The organism is Mesorhizobium sp. P2_H9 (assembly GCF_056403215.1).
This window is the reverse complement of the sequence record NZ_JBFUFX010000021.1, coordinates 1-23,748: the sequence shown is the minus strand read 5'-3', so window position 1 is coordinate 23,748 and position 23,748 is coordinate 1. Positions and strand designations below refer to the sequence as shown.

The 23,748-nt window shown below is 62.3% G+C and carries 27 protein-coding genes and 1 pseudogene; 9 read left to right on the top strand and 19 right to left on the bottom strand.

The features are described 5' to 3' along the window. Positions 1–111 precede the first annotated feature (111 nt). Together AC1DXN_RS29190 and AC1DXN_RS29185 are read left to right on the top strand one after the other, a co-directional pair. Positions 112–1,800, top strand: a complete 1,689-nt coding sequence (locus tag AC1DXN_RS29190) for an FAD-dependent oxidoreductase (RefSeq protein WP_477270121.1) — start codon at positions 112–114, stop codon at positions 1,798–1,800. Continuing rightward, positions 1,800–2,108: a UBP-type zinc finger domain-containing protein gene (locus tag AC1DXN_RS29185; protein ID WP_477270123.1), complete on the top strand. Its 309-nt coding sequence runs from the start codon at positions 1,800–1,802 to the stop codon at positions 2,106–2,108. The genes AC1DXN_RS29190 and AC1DXN_RS29185 overlap by 1 nt, the downstream gene beginning before the upstream one ends. A gap of 22 nt (positions 2,109–2,130) precedes the next feature. Here the strand turns inward: AC1DXN_RS29185 and AC1DXN_RS29180 are convergent, their stop codons facing one another. The 11 genes from AC1DXN_RS29180 to AC1DXN_RS29130 all read right to left on the bottom strand — a co-directional run bounded on the left by AC1DXN_RS29180 (position 2,131) and on the right by AC1DXN_RS29130 (position 12,568). Then, complete coding sequence (locus AC1DXN_RS29180) at positions 2,131–2,304, bottom strand: hypothetical protein (RefSeq protein WP_477270125.1); 174 nt, start codon at positions 2,302–2,304, stop codon at positions 2,131–2,133. Between the two features lie 107 nt (positions 2,305–2,411). Beyond that, positions 2,412–3,158: a maleate cis-trans isomerase family protein gene (locus tag AC1DXN_RS29175; protein ID WP_477270127.1), complete on the bottom strand. Its 747-nt coding sequence runs from the start codon at positions 3,156–3,158 to the stop codon at positions 2,412–2,414. Between the two features lie 65 nt (positions 3,159–3,223). Then, positions 3,224–4,465 (bottom strand): D-amino acid dehydrogenase, encoded by a 1,242-nt coding sequence (locus AC1DXN_RS29170; protein WP_477270129.1) that lies wholly within the window; start codon positions 4,463–4,465, stop codon positions 3,224–3,226. A gap of 126 nt (positions 4,466–4,591) precedes the next feature. Beyond that, positions 4,592–6,004 carry a hypothetical protein gene (locus tag AC1DXN_RS29165; protein WP_477270131.1) on the bottom strand — a complete coding sequence of 471 codons (1,413 nt, stop codon included), beginning with the start codon at positions 6,002–6,004 and terminating at the stop codon, positions 4,592–4,594. A 1-nt stretch (position 6,005) separates the two neighbouring features. Next, entirely contained in the window at positions 6,006–6,848 is an 843-nt protein-coding gene (locus tag AC1DXN_RS29160; protein WP_477270133.1) for a hypothetical protein, read from the bottom strand. Between the two features lie 197 nt (positions 6,849–7,045). Beyond that, on the bottom strand, positions 7,046–8,227 hold the full coding sequence (locus tag AC1DXN_RS29155) for a trans-sulfuration enzyme family protein (protein ID WP_477270135.1): 1,182 nt from the start codon (positions 8,225–8,227) through the stop codon (positions 7,046–7,048). Next, positions 8,224–9,648 (bottom strand): pyridoxal-phosphate dependent enzyme, encoded by a 1,425-nt coding sequence (locus AC1DXN_RS29150; protein WP_477270137.1) that lies wholly within the window; start codon positions 9,646–9,648, stop codon positions 8,224–8,226. Before AC1DXN_RS29150 ends, AC1DXN_RS29155 begins: the two co-directional genes overlap by 4 nt. Positions 9,649–10,096: 448 nt before the next feature. Continuing rightward, positions 10,097–11,452, bottom strand: a complete 1,356-nt coding sequence (locus AC1DXN_RS29145; RefSeq protein WP_477240192.1) for an FAD/NAD(P)-binding protein — start codon at positions 11,450–11,452, stop codon at positions 10,097–10,099. A 25-nt stretch (positions 11,453–11,477) separates the two neighbouring features. Continuing rightward, positions 11,478–11,939: an RrF2 family transcriptional regulator gene (locus tag AC1DXN_RS29140; RefSeq protein WP_477270139.1), complete on the bottom strand. Its 462-nt coding sequence runs from the start codon at positions 11,937–11,939 to the stop codon at positions 11,478–11,480. Positions 11,940–12,086: 147 nt separating this feature from the next. Next, a complete protein-coding gene (locus tag AC1DXN_RS29135) occupies positions 12,087–12,230 on the bottom strand; it encodes a hypothetical protein (protein ID WP_477270141.1) in 144 nt (47 codons plus the stop codon). A gap of 152 nt (positions 12,231–12,382) precedes the next feature. After that, a complete protein-coding gene (locus tag AC1DXN_RS29130) occupies positions 12,383–12,568 on the bottom strand; it encodes a hypothetical protein (RefSeq protein ID WP_477240188.1) in 186 nt (61 codons plus the stop codon). 309 nt (positions 12,569–12,877) lie between these two features. Here AC1DXN_RS29130 and AC1DXN_RS29125 point away from each other — a divergent pair, with 309 nt between their 5' ends. The 4 genes from AC1DXN_RS29125 to AC1DXN_RS29110 all read left to right on the top strand — a co-directional run bounded on the left by AC1DXN_RS29125 (position 12,878) and on the right by AC1DXN_RS29110 (position 15,985). Then, on the top strand, positions 12,878–13,237 hold the full coding sequence (locus AC1DXN_RS29125) for a septal ring lytic transglycosylase RlpA family protein (RefSeq protein WP_477270142.1): 360 nt from the start codon (positions 12,878–12,880) through the stop codon (positions 13,235–13,237). A 244-nt stretch (positions 13,238–13,481) separates the two neighbouring features. Next, complete coding sequence (locus AC1DXN_RS29120; RefSeq protein ID WP_477240184.1) at positions 13,482–14,759, top strand: polyhydroxyalkanoate depolymerase; 1,278 nt, start codon at positions 13,482–13,484, stop codon at positions 14,757–14,759. Positions 14,760–15,008: 249 nt separating this feature from the next. Further along, positions 15,009–15,626: a transglutaminase-like cysteine peptidase gene (locus tag AC1DXN_RS29115; RefSeq protein ID WP_477270144.1), complete on the top strand. Its 618-nt coding sequence runs from the start codon at positions 15,009–15,011 to the stop codon at positions 15,624–15,626. A 137-nt stretch (positions 15,627–15,763) separates the two neighbouring features. Further along, a complete protein-coding gene (locus AC1DXN_RS29110) occupies positions 15,764–15,985 on the top strand; it encodes a hypothetical protein (RefSeq protein ID WP_477240180.1) in 222 nt (73 codons plus the stop codon). A 72-nt stretch (positions 15,986–16,057) separates the two neighbouring features. Here the strand turns inward: AC1DXN_RS29110 and AC1DXN_RS29105 are convergent, their stop codons facing one another. Genes AC1DXN_RS29105 through AC1DXN_RS29090 form a run of 4 tightly spaced genes read right to left on the bottom strand, consistent with a single transcriptional unit; the run spans position 16,058 to position 18,787 of the window. After that, positions 16,058–16,426, bottom strand: a complete 369-nt coding sequence (locus AC1DXN_RS29105; protein WP_477240178.1) for a helix-turn-helix domain-containing protein — start codon at positions 16,424–16,426, stop codon at positions 16,058–16,060. A 13-nt stretch (positions 16,427–16,439) separates the two neighbouring features. After that, the gene (locus AC1DXN_RS29100) at positions 16,440–16,964 is read right to left on the bottom strand and encodes a Smr/MutS family protein (RefSeq protein WP_477270146.1); all 525 of its coding nucleotides are present in this window, start codon (positions 16,962–16,964) and stop codon (positions 16,440–16,442) included. Further along, positions 16,961–18,055, bottom strand: coding sequence for a murein transglycosylase A (mltA, locus tag AC1DXN_RS29095; RefSeq protein WP_477270148.1), 1,095 nt, complete (start codon positions 18,053–18,055; stop codon positions 16,961–16,963). The genes AC1DXN_RS29100 and mltA overlap by 4 nt, the downstream gene beginning before the upstream one ends. 24 nt (positions 18,056–18,079) lie before the next feature. Further along, positions 18,080–18,787, bottom strand: coding sequence for a Tim44/TimA family putative adaptor protein (locus tag AC1DXN_RS29090; protein ID WP_477240172.1), 708 nt, complete (start codon positions 18,785–18,787; stop codon positions 18,080–18,082). Between the two features lie 199 nt (positions 18,788–18,986). Between AC1DXN_RS29090 and AC1DXN_RS29085 the strand changes: the two genes are divergently transcribed. From AC1DXN_RS29085 to AC1DXN_RS29075, 3 genes and pseudogenes are all read left to right on the top strand, one after another. Then, entirely contained in the window at positions 18,987–19,487 is a 501-nt protein-coding gene (locus AC1DXN_RS29085; RefSeq protein WP_477270149.1) for an FxsA family protein, read from the top strand. Positions 19,488–19,611: 124 nt separating this feature from the next. Continuing rightward, positions 19,612–20,112: a protein-export chaperone SecB gene (gene secB, locus AC1DXN_RS29080; protein ID WP_477240168.1), complete on the top strand. Its 501-nt coding sequence runs from the start codon at positions 19,612–19,614 to the stop codon at positions 20,110–20,112. 242 nt (positions 20,113–20,354) lie between these two features. Further along, positions 20,355–20,641 (top strand): annotated as a pseudogene (locus tag AC1DXN_RS29075) (GIY-YIG nuclease family protein). A gap of 91 nt (positions 20,642–20,732) precedes the next feature. Here the strand turns inward: AC1DXN_RS29075 and dnaQ are convergent. From dnaQ to AC1DXN_RS29055, 4 genes are all read right to left on the bottom strand, one after another. Further along, positions 20,733–21,446: a DNA polymerase III subunit epsilon gene (gene dnaQ, locus AC1DXN_RS29070; RefSeq protein WP_477270151.1), complete on the bottom strand. Its 714-nt coding sequence runs from the start codon at positions 21,444–21,446 to the stop codon at positions 20,733–20,735. Positions 21,447–21,521: 75 nt separating this feature from the next. Next, positions 21,522–22,127 carry a dephospho-CoA kinase gene (gene coaE / locus AC1DXN_RS29065; RefSeq protein ID WP_477270153.1) on the bottom strand — a complete coding sequence of 202 codons (606 nt, stop codon included), beginning with the start codon at positions 22,125–22,127 and terminating at the stop codon, positions 21,522–21,524. Continuing rightward, positions 22,124–22,966 carry a shikimate dehydrogenase gene (locus AC1DXN_RS29060; protein ID WP_477421771.1) on the bottom strand — a complete coding sequence of 281 codons (843 nt, stop codon included), beginning with the start codon at positions 22,964–22,966 and terminating at the stop codon, positions 22,124–22,126. The genes coaE and AC1DXN_RS29060 overlap by 4 nt, the downstream gene beginning before the upstream one ends. Next, the gene (locus AC1DXN_RS29055; RefSeq protein WP_477270157.1) at positions 22,959–23,552 is read right to left on the bottom strand and encodes a Maf-like protein; all 594 of its coding nucleotides are present in this window, start codon (positions 23,550–23,552) and stop codon (positions 22,959–22,961) included. Before AC1DXN_RS29055 ends, AC1DXN_RS29060 begins: the two co-directional genes overlap by 8 nt. Between the last annotated feature and the right edge of the window lie 196 nt (positions 23,553–23,748).

Below are 23,748 nucleotides of genomic sequence, written 5' to 3'. Positions count from 1 at the left end.
CTAGGGTGGGGGTCTACCTTCGCAAGAATCCAAATGCGATTACCTCGCCTCGCGGCTAGGCCCTGAACAAACCACTTCAAACCCGGCGGCCGCTTCGGTACGGTCAAAGCCATGGCTCAACCCACCAACCCGACCGTCACCCGTCGCGACCAGATGTTTCCCATCCTGGCGGAGGCTGACATCGAGCGCATGCGCCGTTTTGGGCAAGCCAGCGCCTATGCCGCAGGCGAGCCGATCGTCAAAGCCGGCGATGTGGCGCCGGGCCTGATCGTCATCCTGTCGGGCAGAGCGGACATTACCCAGGGCGGCGAGTTCGGCCGGCGCGAGACGATTGTCACGCACGGCCCGGGCAATTTCCTCGGCGAGCTGGCGCAGCTTTCGGGCCGCCCGTCGCTGGTCAATGCCGAGGCGGTCGAACCGGTCGAAGCGTTCGTCATTGCGCCGCAGCGGCTGCGCGACCTGATGGTGCAGGAGGCAAATCTCGGCGAGCGCATCATGCGGGCGCTGATCCTGCGCCGCGTCGGGCTGCTGGAAAGCGGCAGCAGCGGGCCGATCATCATCGGACCCGCCGGCAATGGCGACACGCTGCGCCTGCAAGGCTTTCTGGCGCGCAGCGGCCAGCCGCACCGGGCACTCGATTCCGACACGGATCCGTGCGCGACGACGCTGATCGAGCGGTTTCAGGTCGACCCCCATCATCTGCCGATCGTGCTGTGTCCAAACGGGAAGCTGCTGCACAATCCCGGCGAGAACGAACTCGCCCGCTGCATCGGCCTGCTGCGGCCGATCGATGCCAGCAAACTCTACGACGTGGCCATTGTCGGCGCCGGACCGGCGGGGCTGGCGGCGGCGGTCTATGCAGCTTCAGAGGGGCTGTCGACGATCGTGCTCGACTGCCGGGCGTTCGGCGGACAGACGGGCGCCTCCTCGCGTATCGAAAACTATCTCGGCTTTCCCACCGGTATCTCGGGCATGGCGCTGATGGCGCGCGCCTACAACCAGGCGCAAAAATTCGGCGTCGAGATGGTGATACCCGACGAGGCCAAGCTGCTGAGCAGTGCCGCCGACCCGTCCGGTGCCCGCTACAGGCTCGATGTCGGCGACGGCGAGAGCGTGCGGGCGCGCACGGTGGTGATCGCCAGTGGGGCGCGCTATCGCCGTCTCGATATCGCCAATCTGGCGCAGTTCGAGGGAACGAGCGTTCACTATTGGGCGTCGCCGATCGAAGCGCGGCTGTGCGGCGGCCAGGAAGTGGCGCTGGTCGGCGCCGGCAATTCGGCGGGGCAGGCGGCGGTCTATCTGGCCAGCCATGTCAGGAAGGTGGCGCTTTTGGCGCGTGGCGGCAGTCTGGACGCCACGATGTCGCGCTACCTGGTCGAGCGCATCAGGGCCCAGCCCAACATCGGGGTGCTGACCGAGACCGAGATCGAGGCGCTGGAAGGCGATCAGGGCAATCTCGGCAGCATTCGGTGGCGCAACCGCGCCAGCGGCGAGGAAACGACGCGGCCGATCCGCCATCTCTTCCTGTTCATCGGCGCCGACCCGAATACGGACTGGCTGGCGCACTGCAACGTGGCGCTGGACACCAAGGGTTTCGTGCGCACCGGATCGGACATAGGGTCGGGCCTGATGGAGACCAGCCGCAGCGGCGTGTTTGCCATCGGCGACGTCCGCTCCGGCTCGGTCAAACGCGTCGCTGCCGCCGTCGGCGAAGGCGCCCAGGTGGTGGCGGCACTGCACGCATATCTCGCGCAAAACGGCAGCCAGGCCGTGGCGCCCGAACTGGCCAGGAGAAACTGATGGCGGATGAATGCAGACATGCGCATGACATCAAGGATGTGACGCCGAGCGCGCTCGGCTGCGAGGAATGCCTGAAGAGCGGCTCGTGGTGGGTGCATCTGCGGCTCTGCCGCACCTGTGGCCATGTCGGTTGCTGCGACGACTCGCCCAACCGCCACGCGACCAAACACTTTCACGCCACAAGCCATCCAGTCATCGAAGGCTACGATCCGCCGGAGGGTTGGGGCTGGTGCTACATCGACGAGGTCTTTCTCGACCTCGGCGAGCGGGTCACGCCGCAGAACGGCCCGATCCCGCGATTTTATTGAGGTAGCGTTGGAAGCCGGCCGTTTATCGCACGGAGCCGGTGACGGTCCGGTCGATGGCGTCGGGATTGCGTTCATTGCCGGCAAGGGCCGCTATGAGCAGCAGGCTGGCAACCACCGGCACAAACAGGATGGCAACGCGGGCTTGCACATAAAAAATGGCGCGCCATTCGCTGCGCTTTTCGGGGCTGTCGTCCATCGTACTCACTCTGTCAGGCCCCCCAGGGCGTGACATAGAGGCGAACGGTTAAACAACCCCTTCCGAGTTTGTTAACGGGCGATTTTGAAACCCTCGCAACCCGGCGGTCAGACGGGCAATGCGAACAGCCTGCCTCCGGCGGCCACGACATCATTCACCCCCGCCAGCCGCAGGCAGTGCCAGGCCATGGCGTGGTTGCTGGAGGTGACCGGGATGCCGATGCGCTTTTCCAGCCCGGCCACCGCTTCGGCGACGCGCAGGCTGGTGCAGGAGATGAAGATCGCATCGACGCCCGGCGTTGCCGCCATACGCTCGGCGGCGGCTTCGATGGAGGCGACCGAGATGCGGGCGGCTTCGCGGTCATCCTGCCGGTCGAAGGTGGCGACGGCGGCTATGTCGAGGCCACGGCCGGTGAAATAGGCAACGAGGCCTTCATTGATGCGGGGCGAATAGGGCGTCAGCAGGCCGATGCCCTTGACGCCGAGCGCCTTGAACGCAGCAAGGGCGGCGGTGACCGGCGTGGTGCAGGCGATGCCGGGCCGCGCCTTCCTGATTTCGGCGAACACCGTTTCCTCGCCGAGCGTCATCGTCGCCGAGGTGCAGCCGAAGCCGACGACGTCGAGCGGGATGTTGGGCAGGATGAGGTCGACGCATGGCGCGATCCTCGGTCCGATCGCGCGCAAAGTGTCTGGAGTGATGTCGTGGTCGTTGAAGACGCGGGCCTCGTAAAAGGCGACCCCGGGAATGCGTATGAGCGCACGGAATTCATGCTCCAGCGTCTGGTCGGTGGCCAGCACGGCAAGGCCGATCGCCGCGCGTGAGGCCAGACCGCCATCGAGGTCCGATGGCAACACACCAAGATCGATCGGTCCGGAAGCGGGACGTCTAGCAGCAGCGTTAGGAGACATAGCGTTTCCTTTCAGTTCAAAAGACCATCCATGGAAATGGCCGGCGTCTTGCCGGCGATCAGGTCGGCGGTGATGCGGGCCGAGCCATGCGACATGGTCCAGCCGATATGGCCGTGCCCGGTGTTGAGGTAGAGGTTGCGCATGCGGCGGCGGCCGAAGGCGGGCAAATTGTTCGGCGTCATGGGCCGCAGCCCCGCCCACATCTCGGCGCGGTCATAGTCGGCGCCTTCGGGATAGAGCTCCTGCGTCACGCCTTTCATGAAGGCGAAATCGGCCGGCTTGTGGCTGGTGTCGTAGCCGGCGAACTCGGCCGTCGCGGTGACGCGGATGCGGTCGCCGAAGCGCGAGATGGCGACCAGATTGTGCTCGTCGACGGAAGCGATGGTCGGCGGGGCCGGGCGGTTGCCGACCGGAATGGTCAGCGAATAGCCCTTGATCGGATAGATCGGCAGGTTGATGCCGATCTTGCCGGCAAGCTTCGGGCTGTGGCTGCCGAGCGCCAGCACATAGGCGTCACCCCTAAAGGCGCCCTTGTCGGTGAGCACCTGGGTGACGCCATCGCCCGATGTCTCGATGCCGGTGATCGTCGTTGCCGTGTGAATGGCGCCGCCGCGCGCAACAACCTTGGCGGCGAGCGCCCGGGTGAATTTGGCGGGGTCGCCGGTCTCGTCGGTCGGGCAATAAATGCCGCCGGCGATCTTGTCCCTGGCCGACGCGAGCGAAGGATCGAGCGCGACGACGTCGTCGCGGTCGAGCACTTTGATCTCCTGTCCGTCGGATTCGAGCAGCTTCATGTGCTCGACGCCCTTGTCGAGCGCCTGCTGGCTGCGGTGGAAATAGACGATGCCGCGGTCGTTGCGGTCGTAGTCGATGTCTTCGTCGGCGATGACGTCGCGCAGGACGGTTTGCGAATAGGCGGCGAGGCGGTGCTTGAGCAGCGTGTTGCGGCGTGCCTTGGCGGCGGTGCACTCCATCAGAAACAGCCACGACCATGTGTAAAGCCGTGGGTCGGCCGAGAATTTGAAGCGCAGCGCCTGGTCCTTCAGCAGCAGCGATTTCAGCAGGATCATCGGCGCCCTCGGTGACGACCAGACGAAGGAATGGCCCGGCGCGATCATGCCGGCATTGCCCCAGCTGGTTTCGGCGGCGACCTGTGCCTGGCGCTCGATGAGCGCGACCTCGTGGCCATCCTTCTGCAGCTGATAGGCGGTGGTGACACCAACGACACCGCCACCCAGCACGACAATTCGCATGACGCCTCCGGCGAGAGCAAAGTGAGGGCAGTTTAGGATGGAATCTGAAATTGCAAAGGCTGGACTTGTGGACCACGGGCCGGCCGATGGCAGGACGCGACGATGGTTCGATGAAGTGCCGCCGGTTTATTGGTCGGATTGCGACTGAACTATGCTCGGCTTGACAGTGTCGTATACCAGCGGACCAATCACAGACAGAATGAGGAAGGCCAAAATACCCTTGCAAGCGGTGCCAGCTCTGCGCAATGCGATGGCATACCAAGTCTCTGAGACCAAGGAGTGTTTCCCCGCCAAATAGCCCGTGGCGATAAATGCGCAGGCAATCGCCGTGAACAATGTGGCATAGGGACCCCACCAGCCCAACCGAGAGACCGCGTCCCAGTTCCGAATTGTAATTTGAATTGCTAGAGTGGCGGCCCCAAAACACGTCAATAATTGCACTGCCAAAGTGGTGATTTGCCCTGCACGGATCTCGGCCAGATCACGCGCCCTGTTCTCAGCATTTAGGATGTCGACTTTTGCGGCCGCGCGATTTCTCTCTTCGGCCAACACTGCACCTGCCTTCTCTGCGCTTGCCTTCTCAAGTTCCAACGCAGCTCGACGTGACTCAATGTCCGCTATCCGGGACGTGTAGGTCGCCTCCGCTTCCTTTGTCGCTCGACCAAGCAGTTCAAGGTCGCGGGCCGCTTCGTCGGCTCTTCTCTCCAGTTCCGCTGCGTGACTAACAATGGCATCTTTTACAAGAGTTAGCTCCTCATCTCTCCCCAAAGGTCGTTCCATCTGAGTCCGAAGCGCCTTATTGCCAAGAACCTCTAGGATTGCATCCTGAGAAAGATCATCGATATTATCAAATCGCGAGATACTGCTAAGTATTCTCTGCGTAACTTTTTCATCATCCAAATTAAACGCCTCGAATAAAAACGGCATCTGCATCAGTGCTAGTATCGTTCTCTCCAAATTCTCGTCAGCAGGTATGAGCATTTGAAGTGCCTGAACAAGAGCGGCCGGGTGGACCATACTAGGTATGCCCCGCCCCTTTCGCTTATGCGAGTCGAAGGCCATGAGGCCGTAGTCAATAGTGACACCGACCCATTGCGCTTCAAAAACTGTATCAGCCACTGATGGTCGCCGGTCGGAAATGTAATGCCATAGCACCATGTCGTGCCAAATTTGCTCATAAGACTTCTGCCGTTTTGGCTCGTTCATAAATTTACTTTTATAAAACGTTTGTTGCTCAAGCGCGTCGTCTATTGTTGCTTGGTCCGATGAATATCGGTTTTCTGCATCCTCTAAGACGTTGACGTTGTGCTGGGCTAGAAGACTGACCGTATCGTTGTGATAGGGGTCAAAATAATCCTTTGCAGAGATGCGGTAGCCGCTATCCCTTACGCGCTTGAAGTACGTCTGAAGGACCCCAGATATGTCCGACCTAACGCCGACATCTATGATATTTTTGGTGACCCGGAAGCTCTTAGCTATCCCTTCATAGTTCACCAAAGATCGTCGAAACTCTTGTATCGTATTTGGCAAAACGTACATTTTAATAGCGATCTGGGGGTGGCAATTTTGATATTGTCTGTAACAGCAACGACACCGCCTCATTCGAGGGATTGGAATGCAGCGTAAAGAGAGAGAAGAGAAAGTTCGTGTCCAACACAAGTTTGAGCTGTTTCACTTTCCCTTTTTTGTTAACAAATACTTTTTCTACGACTTCCTCTGGAAGGGTTAGGGCAGAGTGGAAAAAATAGCTGTTCAGCATGCGGAGCGTGTATGTCCGGCAACTTGAGCTATTTTTGTCCAAAAGAGCAAGGATCATGCCCTCCAGAACTGCTTTCTGTTCTCCCGGGAAGCGGGATAGGAACTCAGAGATGAACGCGGTCTGTTGAACGTCCGTTTTGGCGCCTGTGATCAGTTCATAAGCCCTTGCACCAAATTCCGTAATAAACGGGGCTATAAATTCGCTATGAAAGCGATCCCACAGCGCGCTCTCACCATCTGCCGGCAACTCTGGGGCGACAGCCCGAGCGGCGGCGAGAATCTTCTTTCTAACTTGGCTTTCTATCTCGCCGGCGTTCTGTACCAGGCCCTCGATCGCAAGAATTTCTTGCTCAGCTAGCTTTAAGAAGCCATCTCCAACGGCAATTAGTGAGCCGCTCTTGACGAGCGATTCGACCGCAGTGTGTATGTGCTCTCGGCTTAGTTCCGCCAACCCAACTGTTGTTCGCTGCGCGAATACCTGATGCTCGGTGGCTGGAGCCGCCATGAGCCAGAAAAGAAATCGCACGGCCTTCGCGACGGCCACGTCAATCCAGCCACTTTCATTAAGCTCAATGTGCTGAACTAAGGCGATTATGTCGGAGTCTATGCGCTGAGAATCGGTCATCTAGCCCTCCCCAAAGCGGCAATGTTCACGAACTTGGAGCCAAAGACCAGTGTCCCCCTACAAAACGATGCCTCGCGCTAACCAGTGCTTGCCTTACGCGAACTTCAATATTCAACCGGGGCACATCAATGGTGTCCTGGCTGGTTAGTTTCGATGCTCCTCATTTCTCTCCGCCTTAGGAAAGGCCAGGAACTCCCCTACGTCTTCAACGCCTGATCCAGATCCGCAATCAAATCATCGCCATCCTCGATGCCGGCGGACAGCCGGACCAGCGAATCCGAAATGCCGATGGCCGCGCGTTTTTCGGCCGGGATCGAGCCATGCGTCATGATGGCGGGGTGCTCGATCAGGCTTTCGACGCCGCCGAGGCTTTCGGCCAGCGTGAACAATTGCGTGCGTTCGAGGAAGCGCTTTGTGGCGGCGAGGTCGCGGTCGAGCTCGACAGTGATCATGCCGCCGAAGGCATGCATCTGCTGGACAGCGATGCCGTGCTGCGGGTGGCTGGCGAGGCCGGGATAGATGACCCGGCGCACGTCTTTGCGGGCCTCCAGCCACTGCGCGATCTTCAGGCCGTTCGACGAATGGCGTTCCATCCGCAGCGCCAAGGTCTTGATGCCGCGCAGCGCCAGAAAGCTGTCGAACGGGCCTGATATGGCGCCGATGGCGTTCTGCAGGAACTTCAGCTGGGCGGCGAGATCCTTGTTGTCACCGACCACGGCGACGCCGCCGACCATGTCGGAATGGCCATTGAGGTATTTGGTCGTCGAGTGGACGACGATGTCGATGCCGAGCTCCAGCGGCCGCTGGATGTAGGGGCTGCAGAAGGTGTTGTCGGCGACGGTGAGAACGCCCTTGCGTTTTGCCAGGGCGGCGACGCCTTCGAGGTCGACGATGCGCAGCAGCGGGTTGGTCGGCGTCTCGACCCAGAGCATTTTTGTCTCCGGGCGGATCGCCGCCTCGACGGCGGCAAGGTCGGTGAAATCGACGAAGGAGACCTGCAGATTGGCCGAGCGCTTGCGCACCCGTTCCATCAGCCGGAACGAGCCGCCATAGATGTCGTCGGTGGCGACGATGTGGGCGCCTGCATCCAGCAGTTCCAGCACTGTGGCGATCGACGCCAGGCCGGAGGCGAAGGCGAAGGCGGCCGAGCCGCTTTCGAGATCGGCCACGGCGCGCTCGAAGGCAAAGCGGGTCGGGTTCTGGCTGCGGGCATATTCAAAGCCCTTGTGCACGCCGGGCGACTGCTGGCCGTAGGTCGACGTCGCATAGATCGGCACCATCACCGCGCCGGTCAGCGGGTCGTGGCTCTGGCCGCCATGGATGGTGCGCGTCGAGAAGGCCAGGCGGTTTTTCCCGGATGGCGGTGTGTTTGCGTTCATCGTGCGCGCCTCAAATGGTTGATCAGGTCGATGCGGGTTATCAGGCCGACGAAATCGTCGCCATCGAAGATGATGGCGACCTCGTTGCGATCGAACACCGGCAAAAGCGCATCCAGCGTCTGGCTGGCCTGCAGCGTGTGCAGGTTGGAGGTCATCGCCGTGCGCACCGGACCGTTGAAGCGTTCCCAGCGGCCGTCATGGGGACCATCGACCTTGGCCAGGATGTCGCTTTCGTCGACGATGCCGACCAGTCTGCCATTGTCGAGCACCGGCAGTTGCGACACATCCGAGCGGCGCATGCGGCCATAGGCGTTGAGCAGGCTTTCCTCCGGGCCGACAGAGACGGTGTCGCCGGTGCGATGCGAGCGCATGACGAGGTCGCGCAGATCGCCATGCTGCTCCTGCTCTGCAAGGCCCTGCTCGGCCAGCCAGAAATCGTCGAACACTTTTGACAGATATTTGTTGCCGCTGTCGCAGACGAAGGTGACGACGCGCTTCGGCACCGTCTGCTCGCGGCAATAGCGCAAGGCGGTCGACAAAAGCGTGCCGGAGGACGAGCCGGCGAGGATGCCTTCCTTCGACAGGAGATCGCGCACCGCCAGCATGCTCTGCTTGTCGGGGATGGAATAGGCCTTCTTGACCAGCGACAGGTCGGCATTGGGCGGCACGAAATCCTCGCCGATGCCTTCGACGGTCCAGCTGCCGGCCTCTTCCAGCTTGCCGGTCTTGATCAGCGGCGCCAGCACCGACCCCACAGGATCGGCCAGGATCATCTCGGTCTTCGGCGAGACCTTTGCGAAGTAGCGGCCAAGCCCGGTGAGCGTGCCGCCGGAGCCGACGCCGACGACCACGGCATCGACATTGCCTTCGAGCTGGGAAAAAATCTCCGGACCGGTGGTGGTTTCATGCGCCGCAGGATTGGCCGGATTGGCGAACTGATTGGCATAGAAGGCGCCGGGCACTTCGGCGGCGATCTTTTCGGCCATGTCCTGATAATATTCGGCATGGCCCTTGCCGACATCGGAGCGGGTCATGCGCACTTCGGCGCCGAGCGCGCGCAGATGCTGGATCTTTTCGCGCGACATCTTGTCGGGGACGACGAGGATGATGCGATAGCCCTTGGGGATGCCGACCTGGGCGAGGCCGAGGCCGGTGTTGCCGGCGGTCGCCTCGACAATGGTGCCGCCGCGCTTGAGCTTGCCCTCGCGCTCGGCGGCGGCGATCATGGACAACGCAATGCGGTCCTTGATCGAGCCGCCCGGGTTCTGGCTTTCGAGCTTGATGAACAGCCGGCACTTGCCGGTGTCGAATTTGGTCAGTTCGACGATCGGCGTCTGGCCGATCAGGTCGAGAACCGACGCATAGGGCGGACGCAGGCGCGACAGCGCGCCGTCAGGTGAAGCGGTTCTGTGCTCGCTCATGTCGAAGCTCCATGGTCAAGGCGAGCAACCGCCGGGGGCAAGCGGTAGCCTATCCTCTTCTCCTGCCCTTTGCAGTCGGAAAGAAGATAGATCATGCCAATCAACCGGCCAGATGCGGAATGAAATTCCGGGTTTCGAGCATGCGGCCGCTGCGGAGGGTTGACGGCAATCACGGTTGCGCAATCGTTCGAGGTTTGCCGAAGCCTCCTCGCGTTCGTCATCCTAGGGCGGAGCAGGAGCGAAGCGACGTTGCGGAGACCCTAGGATCCATGCCGGGACTCTTGAACGCCGCGACGGTGCAGAGTTTTGAAGTGCCAAGACGATCCTCATTCTCAACCGCCGTGTTCCTTGCCGCCCGTCACGGAATGGATCCTAGGGTCTGCGCCGCGTCGCTTCGCTCCTTGCTTCGCCCTAGGATGACGAAGGCATGGGTAGCTTGCTCAGGCGTCTACCCCAGCAGCTGCTTGCTCAGCCTCGCACACTGAACGCGAATGTCCGGGATGGCGTCGATCTCGAAGAAAGTCCCGCGCGTCAGCGGTCCGACGGCGAGGATCTTGGCCGATACCGACCCGTCGCTGGCGATGATTTCGCAATTGGCTGACACGTCGAGGCCGAGCCGCAGCGGGTCGGGCCGGGCCAGTCCACGGTCGACCAGCGAGCGCACCACGCTGTTCGAGGTGGTCGAGATGTCCCTGGCGATGCCGGTGCAATCATAGAGGCGGGCGGCTTCGAAGGTTTCGAGACGCTGCGTGTGGCGGGACTGGACTTCCACCGTATAGCCGTCGCCCGCCGTGATGCCGACGATACGCCCGGCGACGGGACGGATGCGGCCCTTTTGCACGGCCTCGGTGACGCGGGCATAGACCTCCGGCGCCATGCGATGCCGATGGATGTCCCACCAGGCCTTGGTGTGCTCGACAAAGCGGCGCTTGGCCGAGGACGGCCAGTTCTGCCAGATTTTCTGGTTGAACGGCCTGAGGCCGTCGACGACATCGCGCCAGTCGATACCGGCCTTCTGGTTCTCGCGGATCAGGTCGCGGAACCAGCCGACAAAGTAAGAAAGCTGGGTGCCGAGCGGAATGTCGGCGACATCGAGCTTGATCGGTTTGCCCTTGCGGTGCGGCGAAGGCAGCAGGCCGCGCCTGGACAAAGCGACGATCTCGCCGCGATGGCCGCGCTGTTCGAGCGCCAGGAAGGCATCGACCATGCTCAGGCCGGTACCCAGCACCAGCACTCGGGCTTGCGGATCGAGCGCGGTGTCGGCTTCCGATCCCATGCGGATGGCGTGGCCTTGCCCGGCGCCTGGCTCCTCGTCATGACCGGTGGCCAGCACGGCAAGATGGGCGACGACGCTGGTGCCATTGGCCAGTGCCACCTCGACCCCGGATGCGCTCGGCGCAATCGACAGGCTCTCCTCGCGGATCAGGCGCAAGCGTCCCGTCTGCTCTTCCCGCGTCTCGAGCTCGTCCAGCAATTCCTTGAGGTAGCGGGCATAGACGCTGCGCGGCGCATAGACCGGCGCCTGCTCCTGGGTTGCCAGGCCATTTTCGAGCAGCCAGCGCCAGAAATTGCCGGGATCGTCGGCATAGGCGCTCATGCCGGTGGCGGCGACATTCAGCACATGGGCGGAGAGCAGCGTGGAATAGGCCATGCCCTGGCCAAAATGCGGACGCTTTTCGATCAGCGTGACGCGCAGATCGGGATTGGGCGATTTTAAGAGATGCGCGGCCAGCACGACGCCGCTAGCGCCGCCGCCGACAATGATGATCGAATTGGGGATGATCGAATTGCCGCGCCCGGTCATGCGCGCACCAGCAGTGGTCGAAGGGTCAGGCCTGAACCTTCACCGCGATGTCCTTCGCGACCGTAAGGTCGTCGAGGGCGATGTCGCGCATCTCGGCGAGGCTGCGCTGATCGAGCACCTCGGCGATCGCCTGCCGGACCTCGAGCATCAGATGTCTGACTTGGCATGTCGCCTCATTGCAGTCTTCGCAGCGCTGATACTGGGTGCGGCTGGCGCAAGGGATCGGCGCCAGCGGCCCGTCGAGCACGCGCACGACATGGCCGACCTTGATTTCATCGGCCGGGCGGGCAAGACGATAGCCGCCTTCCTTGCCCTTGCGGCTCTGGACGAAACCCGCATTGCGCAATTCGCCGAGGATGGCGTCGAGAAATTTCTTCGGGATGTTGTTGCCGCTGGCGATATCGCCAACGAAGGCGAGCTGTCCGACCGGCAACTGCGCCAGATGGACGAGCGCCTTGAGGCCGTACTTACCCTTTTTTGTGAGCATAAACCGAACGTTTCTCTGTGCTGCGATGGCTTTTGACCATCGGTTGCGAAACGCCTGACGTGCCTCCCCGCCGCGTCCAAGCTGCCACGACACATAAATTCTAGTGACATGATATACAAGCCGGGAAACGTTGATTTTGCTCGATTTTCAAGCCGCTGAGGCCGTTTTTGTCGGTCTTTGTGCCTTTGAGAGCACAGAAATGCGCTTGGGCGGCAGCAGGCCGACAAAGAGCGGCACATTTGAAGGCCGATGCACGCCGCGAACGATCATGGTGATGCGGTGGTCGCTCATCGTCGCCTCCAACTCGTCAATGTCGATAAGACTACTATACTTAGCCCCGAAGACGCGGAAAGCGTTTTCGAATCGAGGGCGGTTTGGGGCATGGATTTGCCGGGCGGGGGAGCGTGTTGGGAATTCTCGTTCGCGGCCGGCCGGCGAGAGCGTCAAATGCGCGAGCGGTTCGCCCAACCCAACCCGACCAGGCCGACCAGCATGGTGACGATGCCGATATAGAGCCATTGCGTCTGGTCGGTCATGAAGCTTCCCCGGACAATGCCGAGGCCCTGCAGCGACCACAGCGCGCCGATGGCCAGGACAAGCAACGCCAGCAGATTCCTGATCAGTCTCATCGTCGGCATTCCCTTCCCAAGTCGATCGTCAACTGCATCATGGCCGCGATGAAAATGCGAAAGGAAGAGATCCGGTCGCGCCTGCTGTTACTTGCATAGTAACGTTGAACCTTGCCGAAAACATCCCCGATATTGCCATGATAATCACCGGAAATACGCCGGTCTATGGTTAAAAATTCCTGACAAACTGTTTCCTCGTGACTCCAAACGTGTGCTGCCGCCACGGAACTGCCAGACGTTTGCCGCATTTCCTGCCTTATTCGACACATAACGGCTGGGGTCTGTCAAAGAACGGAGCCAATCCCACAAATGAAGAAGAACAACCCGACCGCGCTTGTCGCGGTGACGATAGCGGCTGGCCTGATGGTCGGCGCTTCCGTCTCCCCCGCCGCCGCGCAATGCGGCCGTGCCTCCTGGTACGCACTGCACTCCCGGACCGCCAACGGCGAGCGCATGAACCCGTCGGCGATGACCGCGGCGCATCGCACGTTGCCTTTCGGCACGAAGCTCAGGGTGACCAACAAGAACAACGGCCGCAGCGTCGTCGTGCGCATCAACGATCGCGGGCCGTTCATCAAGGGACGCATGCTCGACCTGTCGAAGGGCGCTGCCGGCCAACTCGGCTTCATCAGCTCGGGCTATACCGCCGTCTGCGTGGCCCGCATTTGACCTTTTGACCTTTGTCGTGTCCAGCCCAGCCGGACACGACCTGCCCGCCAAGCGCCTTTCGCAATGCACAGTGAGCCGGCTCCGCTGTTCGAGACGGATTCTCAAGACCTTAGACGAAATGAGCATATTTCACGCCAGGTGACGTATTGCATCGCAGCAATTAGTTGTTAACCTCGCCGCGAGACATTCAAGGATCGGCGCTGCTCGTCGTGCCTTTGGATCGCATGCAGCAGCGGGGTTCTTTATGTTCTACCAGCTCTACGAACTCAACCACGCTGCCTTGCAGCCCGCCCGCGCCTACGCGGATGCGGTGCGGATTTTTTACCGCAATCCGCTCAATCCGTTTTCGCATACATCCTGGGGCCGCTCGGTGGCGGCGACCGCCGAATTGTTCGAGCGCACCACGCGCCGCTACAGCAAGCCGCGTTTCGAGCTGACCAAGACCGTGGTCGACTGGAAAAATGTCGAGGTCACCGAAAAGACGGTGTGGTCGCGGCCGTTCTGCAATCTCCAGCGCTTCGAGCGCGCCGTTCCTGCCGGGCGCAAACCGGATCCGAAGCTCTTGATCGTGGCGCCGATGTCCGGCCACTATGCGACGCTGCTGCGCGGCACGGTCGAAGCGATGCTGCCCCATGCCGATGTGCACATCACCGACTGGGTCGATGCCCGCATGGTGCCGCTTGCCGACGGCAGCTTCGATCTCGACGACTATATCGACTACATCATCGACATGCTGCACGCGCTGGGGCCTGACACCCATGTCATGGCGGTATGCCAGCCTTCGGTGCCGGTGCTGGCGGCGGTGGCGCTGATGGAAACCCGCGGCGACCCCTTCGTTCCCTCGACCATGACGCTGATGGGCGGGCCGATCGATACACGCCGCAATCCGACGGCGGTCAATCTTCTGGCCAAGGAAAAGGGCATCGACTGGTTCGCCGACAATGTCATCATGAATGCGCCGTGGCCGGTGCCCGGCTTCGGCCGCGAGGTCTATCCCGGCTTCCTGCAGCTTTCGGGCTTCATGAGCATGAACCTCGACCGCCACATCACTGCCCACAAGGACTTCTTCGTGCACCTGGTGAAGCATGATGGCGACAATGCCGAGAAGCACCGCGATTTCTACGACGAGTATCTGGCGGTGATGGACCTGACGGCGGAGTTCTATCTGCAGACGGTCGATACCGTGTTCGTCCGCCACGCTTTGCCGAAGGGCGAAATGATGCATCGCGGCGTCGCCGTCGATACGTCGGCGATCCGCAATGTCGCGCTGTTCACCGTCGAGGGCGAGAACGACGACATTTCCGGCCTCGGCCAGACCCAGGCCGCGCACGACCTCTGCCCCAACATCCCGGCTGAGCGGCACGCCCATTACATGCAGCCGGCGGTCGGCCACTACGGCGTCTTCAACGGCTCGCGATTCCGTTCCGAAATCGTGCCGCGCATCGTCGACTTCATCACCAGCTACGGCCGCCAGAACCGCGTCGCGGCAAAGCCCAGGCTGGTCCGTTCCGCCAAGGGCTGAAGCAGGAGCCACAGCACGCCAAGGTCACGGCGCAGAAGCGCTATCTTTGTTTTGAGCATGACCTTTCCGAAAACCAGTTCCCACTTTTCGGGATCATGCTCTGGGCCGCTGTCGAAACCGATCTGTTGCACAATAGACGCTGTTGGGGCTGGTGCGGGTAACCATGCCAAGATTCTGGCTGTCGTCATAATTGACACGGAGTGTAAATCCCCCTTAACCTTTCGTTAACAACAAGGGCGAACGGGGACAATGATTTCCTCACCGATGGCACGGACGCTGCGCTTGTGTGCAGTCGCAGGGCTGGCGATTTCGGGATGCTGGGCTGGCCCGGCATCGGCGGCAGCGCCAATGGCAACCGGCGGGCCGACCTCGCAGCCGATCGGACACTATGATTTCTGCAAGGCCCATCCGGGCGAATGCTCGATCCGGCCGACCAATCTCGCTCCCGCCGCCATGACCGACGCATTCATGCGCAAGCTGATCAGCGTCACCGCGCAGGTCAACGCCGCCGTCAAGCCGATGAGCGACTACGACATTTACGGCAAGGACGAGGTCTGGGCCTATCCCGACAAGGGCGTCGGCGACTGCGAGGACTATGTCCTGGAAAAGCGCCGCGACCTGAACCGCCTGGGCGTGTCCCTGGCCGACCTTCTGATCACCGTCGTGCGCAAGCCCGACGGCGAGGGCCATGCGGTGCTGACCGTGCGCACCGACAAGGGCGACTACATCCTCGACAATCTGACCGACAAGGTCCGCTCGTGGGACCAGACCGGCTACCGCTTCCTAAAGCGGCAGGCGATCGACAACACCGGCCGCTGGGTTTCGATCCGCGGTGGCCAGCAGGTTCTGGTCGGCGCGGTTCAGTAGCGACCTGCGGCTTCCACCGTTTCGACCGCTCAGGCGCGCCTCATCGCCATCCGAAAATTTTCTGCATTCTCCGTGAACCAATTCATCTCGGCCAACGACACATGGCTGTAGACGGAAACCAACCATGGAGAATTCAGATGACTGCACTTTTGCGTAATGCCTTTCTCGCCGCCATTGCGGTATCGGCCCTGGCCGGATCCGCTTTCGCCGATCAGACCATCACCTGCGTCAAGACCAAAACCAACGACCAGTGGGCCGGCCGCTGTTGCAGTGTCGACTCGAACTGCCCGGGCCGTGAACACGGTGGCCACGACCATGGGCACCCCGGAAATAACGGCAGCACGGCCGGCAAACAGTGATCTCGCTACAGCTGCCCGCTGGCTGACTGCCGGCGGGCACTGTTTTGCGATCGATGCATGTCGCTCAAATGGTTACGGTCGCCGGCCGAGTGCCGCGCGGATCGACGCGGTGATGCGGCGCAGCTCGACTTCGTCGAGTTTTTCGATGTTTTCGGCCAGAAGATTGGCGAGTTCCGTGGCGGCAGGGGTGAGACCCGACGTGTCGATCCTGACGCGCGGATGCGAGCCCTCGGCCAGCCGCGCCAGCTCCTCCGCATCGTCCCAGATGACATTGAAATAGCCGATGATCTTCTGGATCAGCGTCCAGGTCGGCGCGCCGCGGCGGCCATGCTCGAGCGCCGACAGATAGGCGGCGCTGACGCCGATGGCCGAAGCCATGTCCTTCTGGCTGACACCGCGTTCCTGTCGCAGCGACCGCAGCTTTTCGCCGAACGGGGTCACGGCCACGCCCTCATCAGCGCAGCCGCCGCAAACGGATGTAGAGCGCGCCCGAGCCGCCATGGTTGCGGGCGGCATGGTCGTGGCTGGAGACCAGCGGCCGGAACGCCGGCGTCGACAACCAGGCCGGCACGGCGCGGCGCAGCACCCCATCACCGCCCGACGACGAGCCCTTGCCGGTAATGACCAGGACATAGCGGATGCCGCCAGCATGTGCCCGGTGCAGGAACGAAAACAGCAGCGAATAGGCCTCGTCCTGGGTCATGCCATGCAGGTCGACGCGGCCTTCGATCGGCAGCCGGCCCTTCTTCAACTTGTCCAGTGTCGGCTCGTCGAGCGCATGCGAGATGTGCTGCGGCTTTGGCTTTGGCGCCAAAGCGGGGCTGGCGGCGGCTTGAGCCGGCGGCGCGGCAGGCTTCGCGTCGACGCCGAAATCCGGAATGTCGACGGCGGTCCTGCCCCTGAGCGGCTTGGCGGTGCGCGCCACCAGGTTCCACAGCACCCGGTCGTCCTCGCTCAGCCTGTCTGTCTTCCGCGTCATGGATTCGCCCCCGAAACAAGCGGACGCGGTAGCAGCGCATAGAAATCGGCGGCGTTGCGGACGACGCCGGCGATCTCGCCGGCCGCATCGCCCGATCCGGCGAAGAGATCGCCGCGCGCGGGCCCGGTGATGGCCGAGCCGGTGTCCTGCGCGATCATCAGGCGCCGGAACGGCTTTGCCCCGAAAGCCGTCAGCGTCGGCGCGTCGATGTAGAACGGCGTGCCAAACGTGTGCAGCAGCCGGTCGACTGCGACCGAGCGGCCCGGCGTTAGCTGCACCTTGGCGGCGGCAATCGGTCCGAGCGCTGCGTCGTCGACATCAGCTTCGCGGAAGAAGATAAAAGAACGGTTCTGCCAGAGGATCTCGTCGATACGATCCGGGTGCGCCTTGAACCAGGCGCGGATCGACTGCATCGTCACTTTTTCCAGCGGGATCTCGCCGGTTTCGCTCAGGATCTTGCCTGGGCCGGTAAAGCGCTGGCCGGATTTGGCGGCATAGGTGATGCGGCGCAGCCGGCCGTCGGTCATGTTGAGCCGCGCGGCGCCTTGAACATGGATGAAGAAGGCATCGACCTTGTCGGCCAGCCAGGCGATTTCCAGACCCTTGCCGGCAAGCGCCCCGCGCTCGATGGCGCCACGGTCGTAATACTCCGCTGGCCCGTCGGCGCGCGCGAAGGCGAGATAGGGATCCATTCCTGGGGGACGGTTGGCGTCGTCAATGTCGATGAGGTCGGCCGGACGCGACAGCAGCGGCACGGTGAACCGATCCGTGCGCACCGGCGAGGCCTCGACCTGAGGCTCATAGAAACCGGTGACGAGGCCACCGTTTTCGGCGTCGATACGGGCCGGAATGAAATGGCGTTCGAAAAAATCGCGCGCCGCGTTTCGATTCGGCAGCGAAATGGTCCGCGCCTCATCATAGGCGGCGGCAAAGGCGGCGAAATCGACGCCGAGTGCGCCGCTGCGATAGGGCTTGGTCAGGACATGGACGGCCGAACGGCGAAAGGCGGCAAAGGCCTGGAGATGGTCGTCATCGCCCCAGCCGGGGAGATCATCGAAGGATTTTACCTGGAAAGACCGCGATAGCGACACGACCTGGCCCGCCGCCGCTGGAATTCAGTCTTCTTCTTCGGTGGCGACGAGCTTCCAGTTCGGATCGCGCGAGCGCGTGTCGCGGGCAAAGGTCCAGACATCCTTGACCTCGGCGACCGTCTCGGGATCGCCGTCGATGACCGCGCCGGCCTTGTCGCGGGTCGCTGAAATCAGTTCGCTGATGATGCGCAAGGTGACATGGGCCTCGCCGCCCTTCATCTCGGCGGAGACGATGTCGGCCTTGTCGATGCCGACGAAGGAGGACTGGATCTTTTCCGATTTCGCCTCGCGGTCGCCGATGGCGGCGACAAAGCCGTCAAAGACCTCGCGCGACAACAGGTTCTTCAGCGTCTTGCGGTCGCCATCGGCATAAGCCATGACGATCATCTCGTAAGCCATCTTGGCGCCATCGACGAAGGTTTTGGGCTCAAAGGTCGGGTCGTTGTCCTTGATCGTGCGCAGGCCCTTGTTGAGGTCGGTGTCGGGCTTGGCGAAGGCATCGATGGCGGCATAGGTGTCGCCAACCGGTTCACCCGGCGCCCGCTTGCGCGGCAGCGAGACCACATTCTCGGGTTTCTGGGGGGCATCCTTGTCGGCGGCGCGGCCCGCCGTATAGGGATCGAAGGGCGGGCGTTCGCTGCCCGTGCGGCGACCGAGCACATTGCGCAGCTGGAAAAAGATCACCACTGCCGCGATCAGAAAGAAAATTGTGCCGAAGTCGAAAAATCCCATATCTTCCGCCAATCAATCCCTGTCCTGGCCGGAACCCCGGCCAATCAACAGGCCGCGGTCGCATAGCGTTCAACATTCAAAGCATATAGAACGCAAGGCGCCATCATTCAAATCAAAGGCAGGCATACCTATCTAACGGGCTCAGTGCCAGCGGCGATTGCTCGCCGACCGGCAAAACATGGAACCGATCGGTCAAGACTTGCGTATTTCGTTCCTTCCCCTGTTCCTGCTGGCGCTTCCGTTGCTGGAAATCGCCGGGTTCGTCGTTGTCGGCCGCCAGGTCGGCGCGCTGGCGACGGTCGGCCTGGTGCTGGCCTCGAGCGTGGCCGGCGCCCTGCTGCTCCGGCACCAGGGCTTTGGCGTCATGACCCGCGTGCGCACTGAGATGAATGCCGGGCGCGATCCAAGCCGGCAACTGGCGCACGGCGTGATGATCGTACTGGCAGCGATCCTGCTGATCATCCCCGGTTTCATCACCGACATCTTCGGCATCTTGCTGTTCCTGCCGCCGGTCCGCGACCTCGCCTGGCGGCTGTTGAAGAGCCGCGTCGTGCTGGCGACCGATTTCAGTACTGGCGGTTTCCGCACCCGGCAGCGCGGCAAGACCATCGATCTCGAAGACGGCGACTATTCGCGCGCCGACGACTATGGCCGCGGACCCGATCACAATTCGCCCTGGCGCCGCCTCAAGGACGAGTAGGTTGTCCCGCGGTCGCTTCGCGGGAAGCAAGGCGGCAAACCTTGTCTTGTCATGCCGACCATGGTAGCGAACGCCCGATTTCAATTCGGGCCGCTTCGTCGCCCAGGCAAAAGGACAACGGCTCATGGCCAGCAAAGATGACGCGCCGGTCGGCGCCGCCAACGGCAACGGCGAGACAACGCAGCCCTCGCTCAACGTGCTCGCCCAGTATGTGAAGGACCTGTCCTTCGAGAGCCCCGGCGCGCCCAATTCGCTGCGCGGCCGCGACAAGGCTCCCGGCATCGCCATCAACGTCAATGTCAACGCCAACCCGCTTTCGGACAAGCAGTTCGACGTCAATTTGACGCTGAACGCCAAGGCTTCCTTCGACCAGGAAGTGCTGTTCAATGTCGAGCTGGTCTATGGTGGCGTGTTCGCCATCGCCGGTTTCCCGCAGGAGCACATGCTGCCGATCCTGTTCATCGAATGCCCGCGGCTTTTGTTCCCGTTTGCCAGGCAGATCATTGCCGAAGCGACCCGCAATGGCGGCTTCCCGCCCTTGATGCTCGACCCGATCGATTTCGCGCAGATGTTCCAGCAGAAGCTGGCCGAAGACCAGGCGGCGTCGAAGGTCAAGGTCAGCTGAGGCTGCCCTGCACGGTGATTTGAAAAGCCCGGCCTCGCGCCGGGTTTTTTGTTTGTGGCGCTGGCGGGACAGCGAATCCTTCTAGGTTGCCGATGCCCTCCTCTCCCTTCGTCATCCTAGGGCGAAGCAAGGAGCGAAGCGACGCAGCGCAGACCCTAGGATCCATGCCGTGAAATTGATCGTAGGATGCAGCGGATCAGAATCGCGCTTGTACACGCGCTGACGCTCGCTACCCTGAAACCATGACCGGATACGTCTATATGACCGCAAGCCAGAAGCGCGGCACGATCTATATCGGCGTCACCAACGATCTTGGCCGCCGCATGCCGGAGCACAAGGCCCGTCAGGGCGCAGGTTTCACCAGCCGATACGGTGTGCAACGGCTGGTCTGGTACGAGGAGTATTTCGACATTACCGACACCATCCAGCGCGAAAATCGCTGAAGCGCTGGCCGCGCCAATGGAAGATCGATCTGATCGAGACGGCCAATCCCGAGTGGTTCGAGCTCTTTCGTGGAACCGGGTGGTAGGCGCTCGGTTTCTTGGACCGCCGGGCACGGCACCACGGTCGCGGCATGGATCCTAGGGTCTGCGCCGCGTCGCTTCGCTCCTTGCTCCGCCCTAGGATGACGAAGACGCGGCAACCTTCAGCCACAGCGCCTTTTCGCCGAGCGTCCCGACCATGCCGGCATGCGCGGCGCGTTCGGCGTCGGTCAGGCGCGGGGCGAGCTGCACCGGCCGGGCACCGATCGAGATGTCGATATAGTCGACATCCGACCTGCCGGCGGAGGGCGATGCCACGCTGTCGAGGATGAGCGCCGCCTGCTTGCCGCCGATGAGCTCGATATAGACCTCGGCCAGCAATTCCGAATCGAGCAAGGCGCCGTGCTTGGTGCGATGGGCGTTGTCGATGCCGTAGCGCCGGCACAGCGCGTCCAGCGAATTGGGGCCCATCGGATGCTTGCGGCGCGCCAGGGCCAGCGTGTCGACGACCAGCCCATTGTCGATGACCGGGTGACCCAGCCGGCCGAATTCGACATTGAGGAAGCCGATGTCGAAAGTGGCGTTGTGGGCGACCAGCTTGGCGCCGTCGGTGAAGGCCAGCCACTCCTCGGCAATCTCGGCAAAGGTCGGCTTGTCCTTCAGGTCCTCCGCACTGATGCCGTGCACCGCCTGCGCTTCGGCATGAACCGCGCGGCCTTGCGGATTGATGAATTTGTGGAAGGTGCGTCCGGTCGGAAAGCGGTTGACCAGTTCGACGCCGCCAAGTTCGATGACGCGGTCCTCGCGGGAATCGAGGCCGGTGGTTTCGGTATCGAAGATGATCTCGCGCATCGAATCAGTCTGCTCCTGGCGAGCAGAATCATACACCGGAACAAAATGGCAATGGGCAATGCTGACGGCTTGGCGTCAGGAGCCAGCCAAGCCGGACTTATCCCCGGCCAGTTCGGCAATGATCGTGTTGACCGCCGCCCGCGCAGCCTCAAACCCCTCCCCGGTATCGATGACAAAATCGGCAAGCTTGCGCTTCTCGGCGTCGGGAACCTGTTTGGCCAGGATCGCCGCAAATTTCTCTTCGCTCATGCCCGGCCGCGCCAGCACGCGGGCGCGCTGGATGTCGGCCGGCGCGGTGACGACCACGACCTTGTCGACGCGGTCGCGGCCGCCGGTTTCGAACAGCAGCGGAATGTCGAGCACCACAAGCGGTGTGCCGGCGGCACGGTTTTTTGCCAGAAATTCATCGGCCTCGGCGCGGACGAGCGGGTGGACGATTGTCTCCAGCTTTCTCAGCGCGGCGGCGTCGCCAAGCACGCGTCCGGCCAACGCCGTGCGATCGATCGCACCGGATCTGGCCACGCCGGGAAAGGCGGCTTCGACCAGCGGAACGGCCTTGCCCGAATAAAGGCGATGCACGGTCTCATCCGAATCATGGACAGGCACGCCGGCCTCGGCAAACATTTTTGCCGTGGTCGACTTGCCCATGCCGATCGATCCGGTGAGGCCGAGCACGATCATGCCTTGGCGCCGATATCGCTGACGATCATCTGCCGCAGTTCGGCGGTGACCTCCGGCCGCGTGCCAAACCAGCGCTCGAAGCCGGGCACCGCCTGATGCAACAGCATGCCGAGCCCGTCGACCGTCTTCAGCCTCCTGGCGCGCGCGGCGGCCAGCAACGGCGTCTCCAGCGGCACATAGACGATGTCGGTGACGATGGCATGATCGGGCAATCTCGCCGGGTCGGCGGACAGACCTTCATTGCCATGCATGCCGAGTGCGGTGGTGTTGACCAGCAGGCCGGCGCCGGCAAGCAGTTCATTGGTTGCGCCGAGACCATGGGCGGTAACGCCGGCGCCGAAACGATCGCGCAATTCCTGCGCCCGCGCGAGTGTGCGGTTTACGATGCGGATGTCACCGACGCCCCGCTCGATCAGCGCATGGATGACGGCGCGCGACGCGCCGCCGGCGCCCAGCACCACGGCCGGGCCGTTGGTCGCCCAGCCCGGCGCATGGTCGTCCAGATTGGCGGCAAAGCCATGGGCGTCGGTATTGCCGCCCCACAGATTGCCGTCTTCGAACCACAGCGTGTTGACGGCGCCGATCTGTTCGGCGGCCGCGTCGCGGCGCTCGACCAGGGCGAAAGCGGCCTCCTTGTGCGGAATGGTGACGTTGCCGCCGCGGTAGCCGTTCTTGCGCAACCCAGCGAGGAATACGGCAAAATCCTGCGGCGCGACGTCGATGGCCTGGTAGCTGCCGTCGATGCCGTATTGTTCCAGCCAATGGCCGTGAATTCTCGGCGACCGCGAATGGGCGATCGGATGGCCGGTGACAAAGGCTTTTTTCGCTGCCTCAGCCATCGATTGCTCCAAGTGTTCGAAGTTCGGCCAGCACCGGCAAAAGCGGCAGGCCGACAATGGTAAAATAGTCGCCCTCGATCTGAGCGAATAGCTGGATGCCCTCGCCTTCGATCTGATAGGCGCCGACGCTGGACAAGGCCTTGACGCCGACGCGGGCGAGATGGCGGCCGATGAAGGCCGGATCGAGCTTGCGCATGGTCAGGCTGGCGATGCCGACATGCCGCCACAAAACCGCACCGTTTCGAACCAGAACGGCGGCACTGTTGAGCTGATGGGTCTTGCCCGACAAAGCCAGCAGATGGCGGCGCGCGCCTTCCATGTCGGCCGGCTTGTGGAACACTTCGTCGCCGAGCGACAGCGTCTGGTCGCAGCCAAGCACCAGGGCGCCGGGCTTGCGCTCGCTGACCTCGGTGGCCTTGGCTTCGGCCAGGATCGCGGCAACGTCTTCGGGCGAGACGCCTTGCAAAGGCGCTTCGAGCACGCGTTCATCGACATCCGCGGGAACCGCCTCAATAGCGACGCCGGCATTGATGAGCATCGCCTTGCGGAAGGGGCTGCCGGACGCAAGGATGATTGTTTCGGTCATTGTTTTATCGCGCCTGATTACCTGTCTAGTGCCCAAGTAGAAAACCGTTGCATTCGTCGGCCACTGTAACGGCATGGATCCTAGGGTCTGCGCCGCGTCGCTACGCTCCCTGCTCCGCCCTAGGATGACGAAGGCGTGGTGGCTTTTTGGCTAACCGCGAATGTCGGAGTTCGGCATCTACGCCGTTGAATAGCAG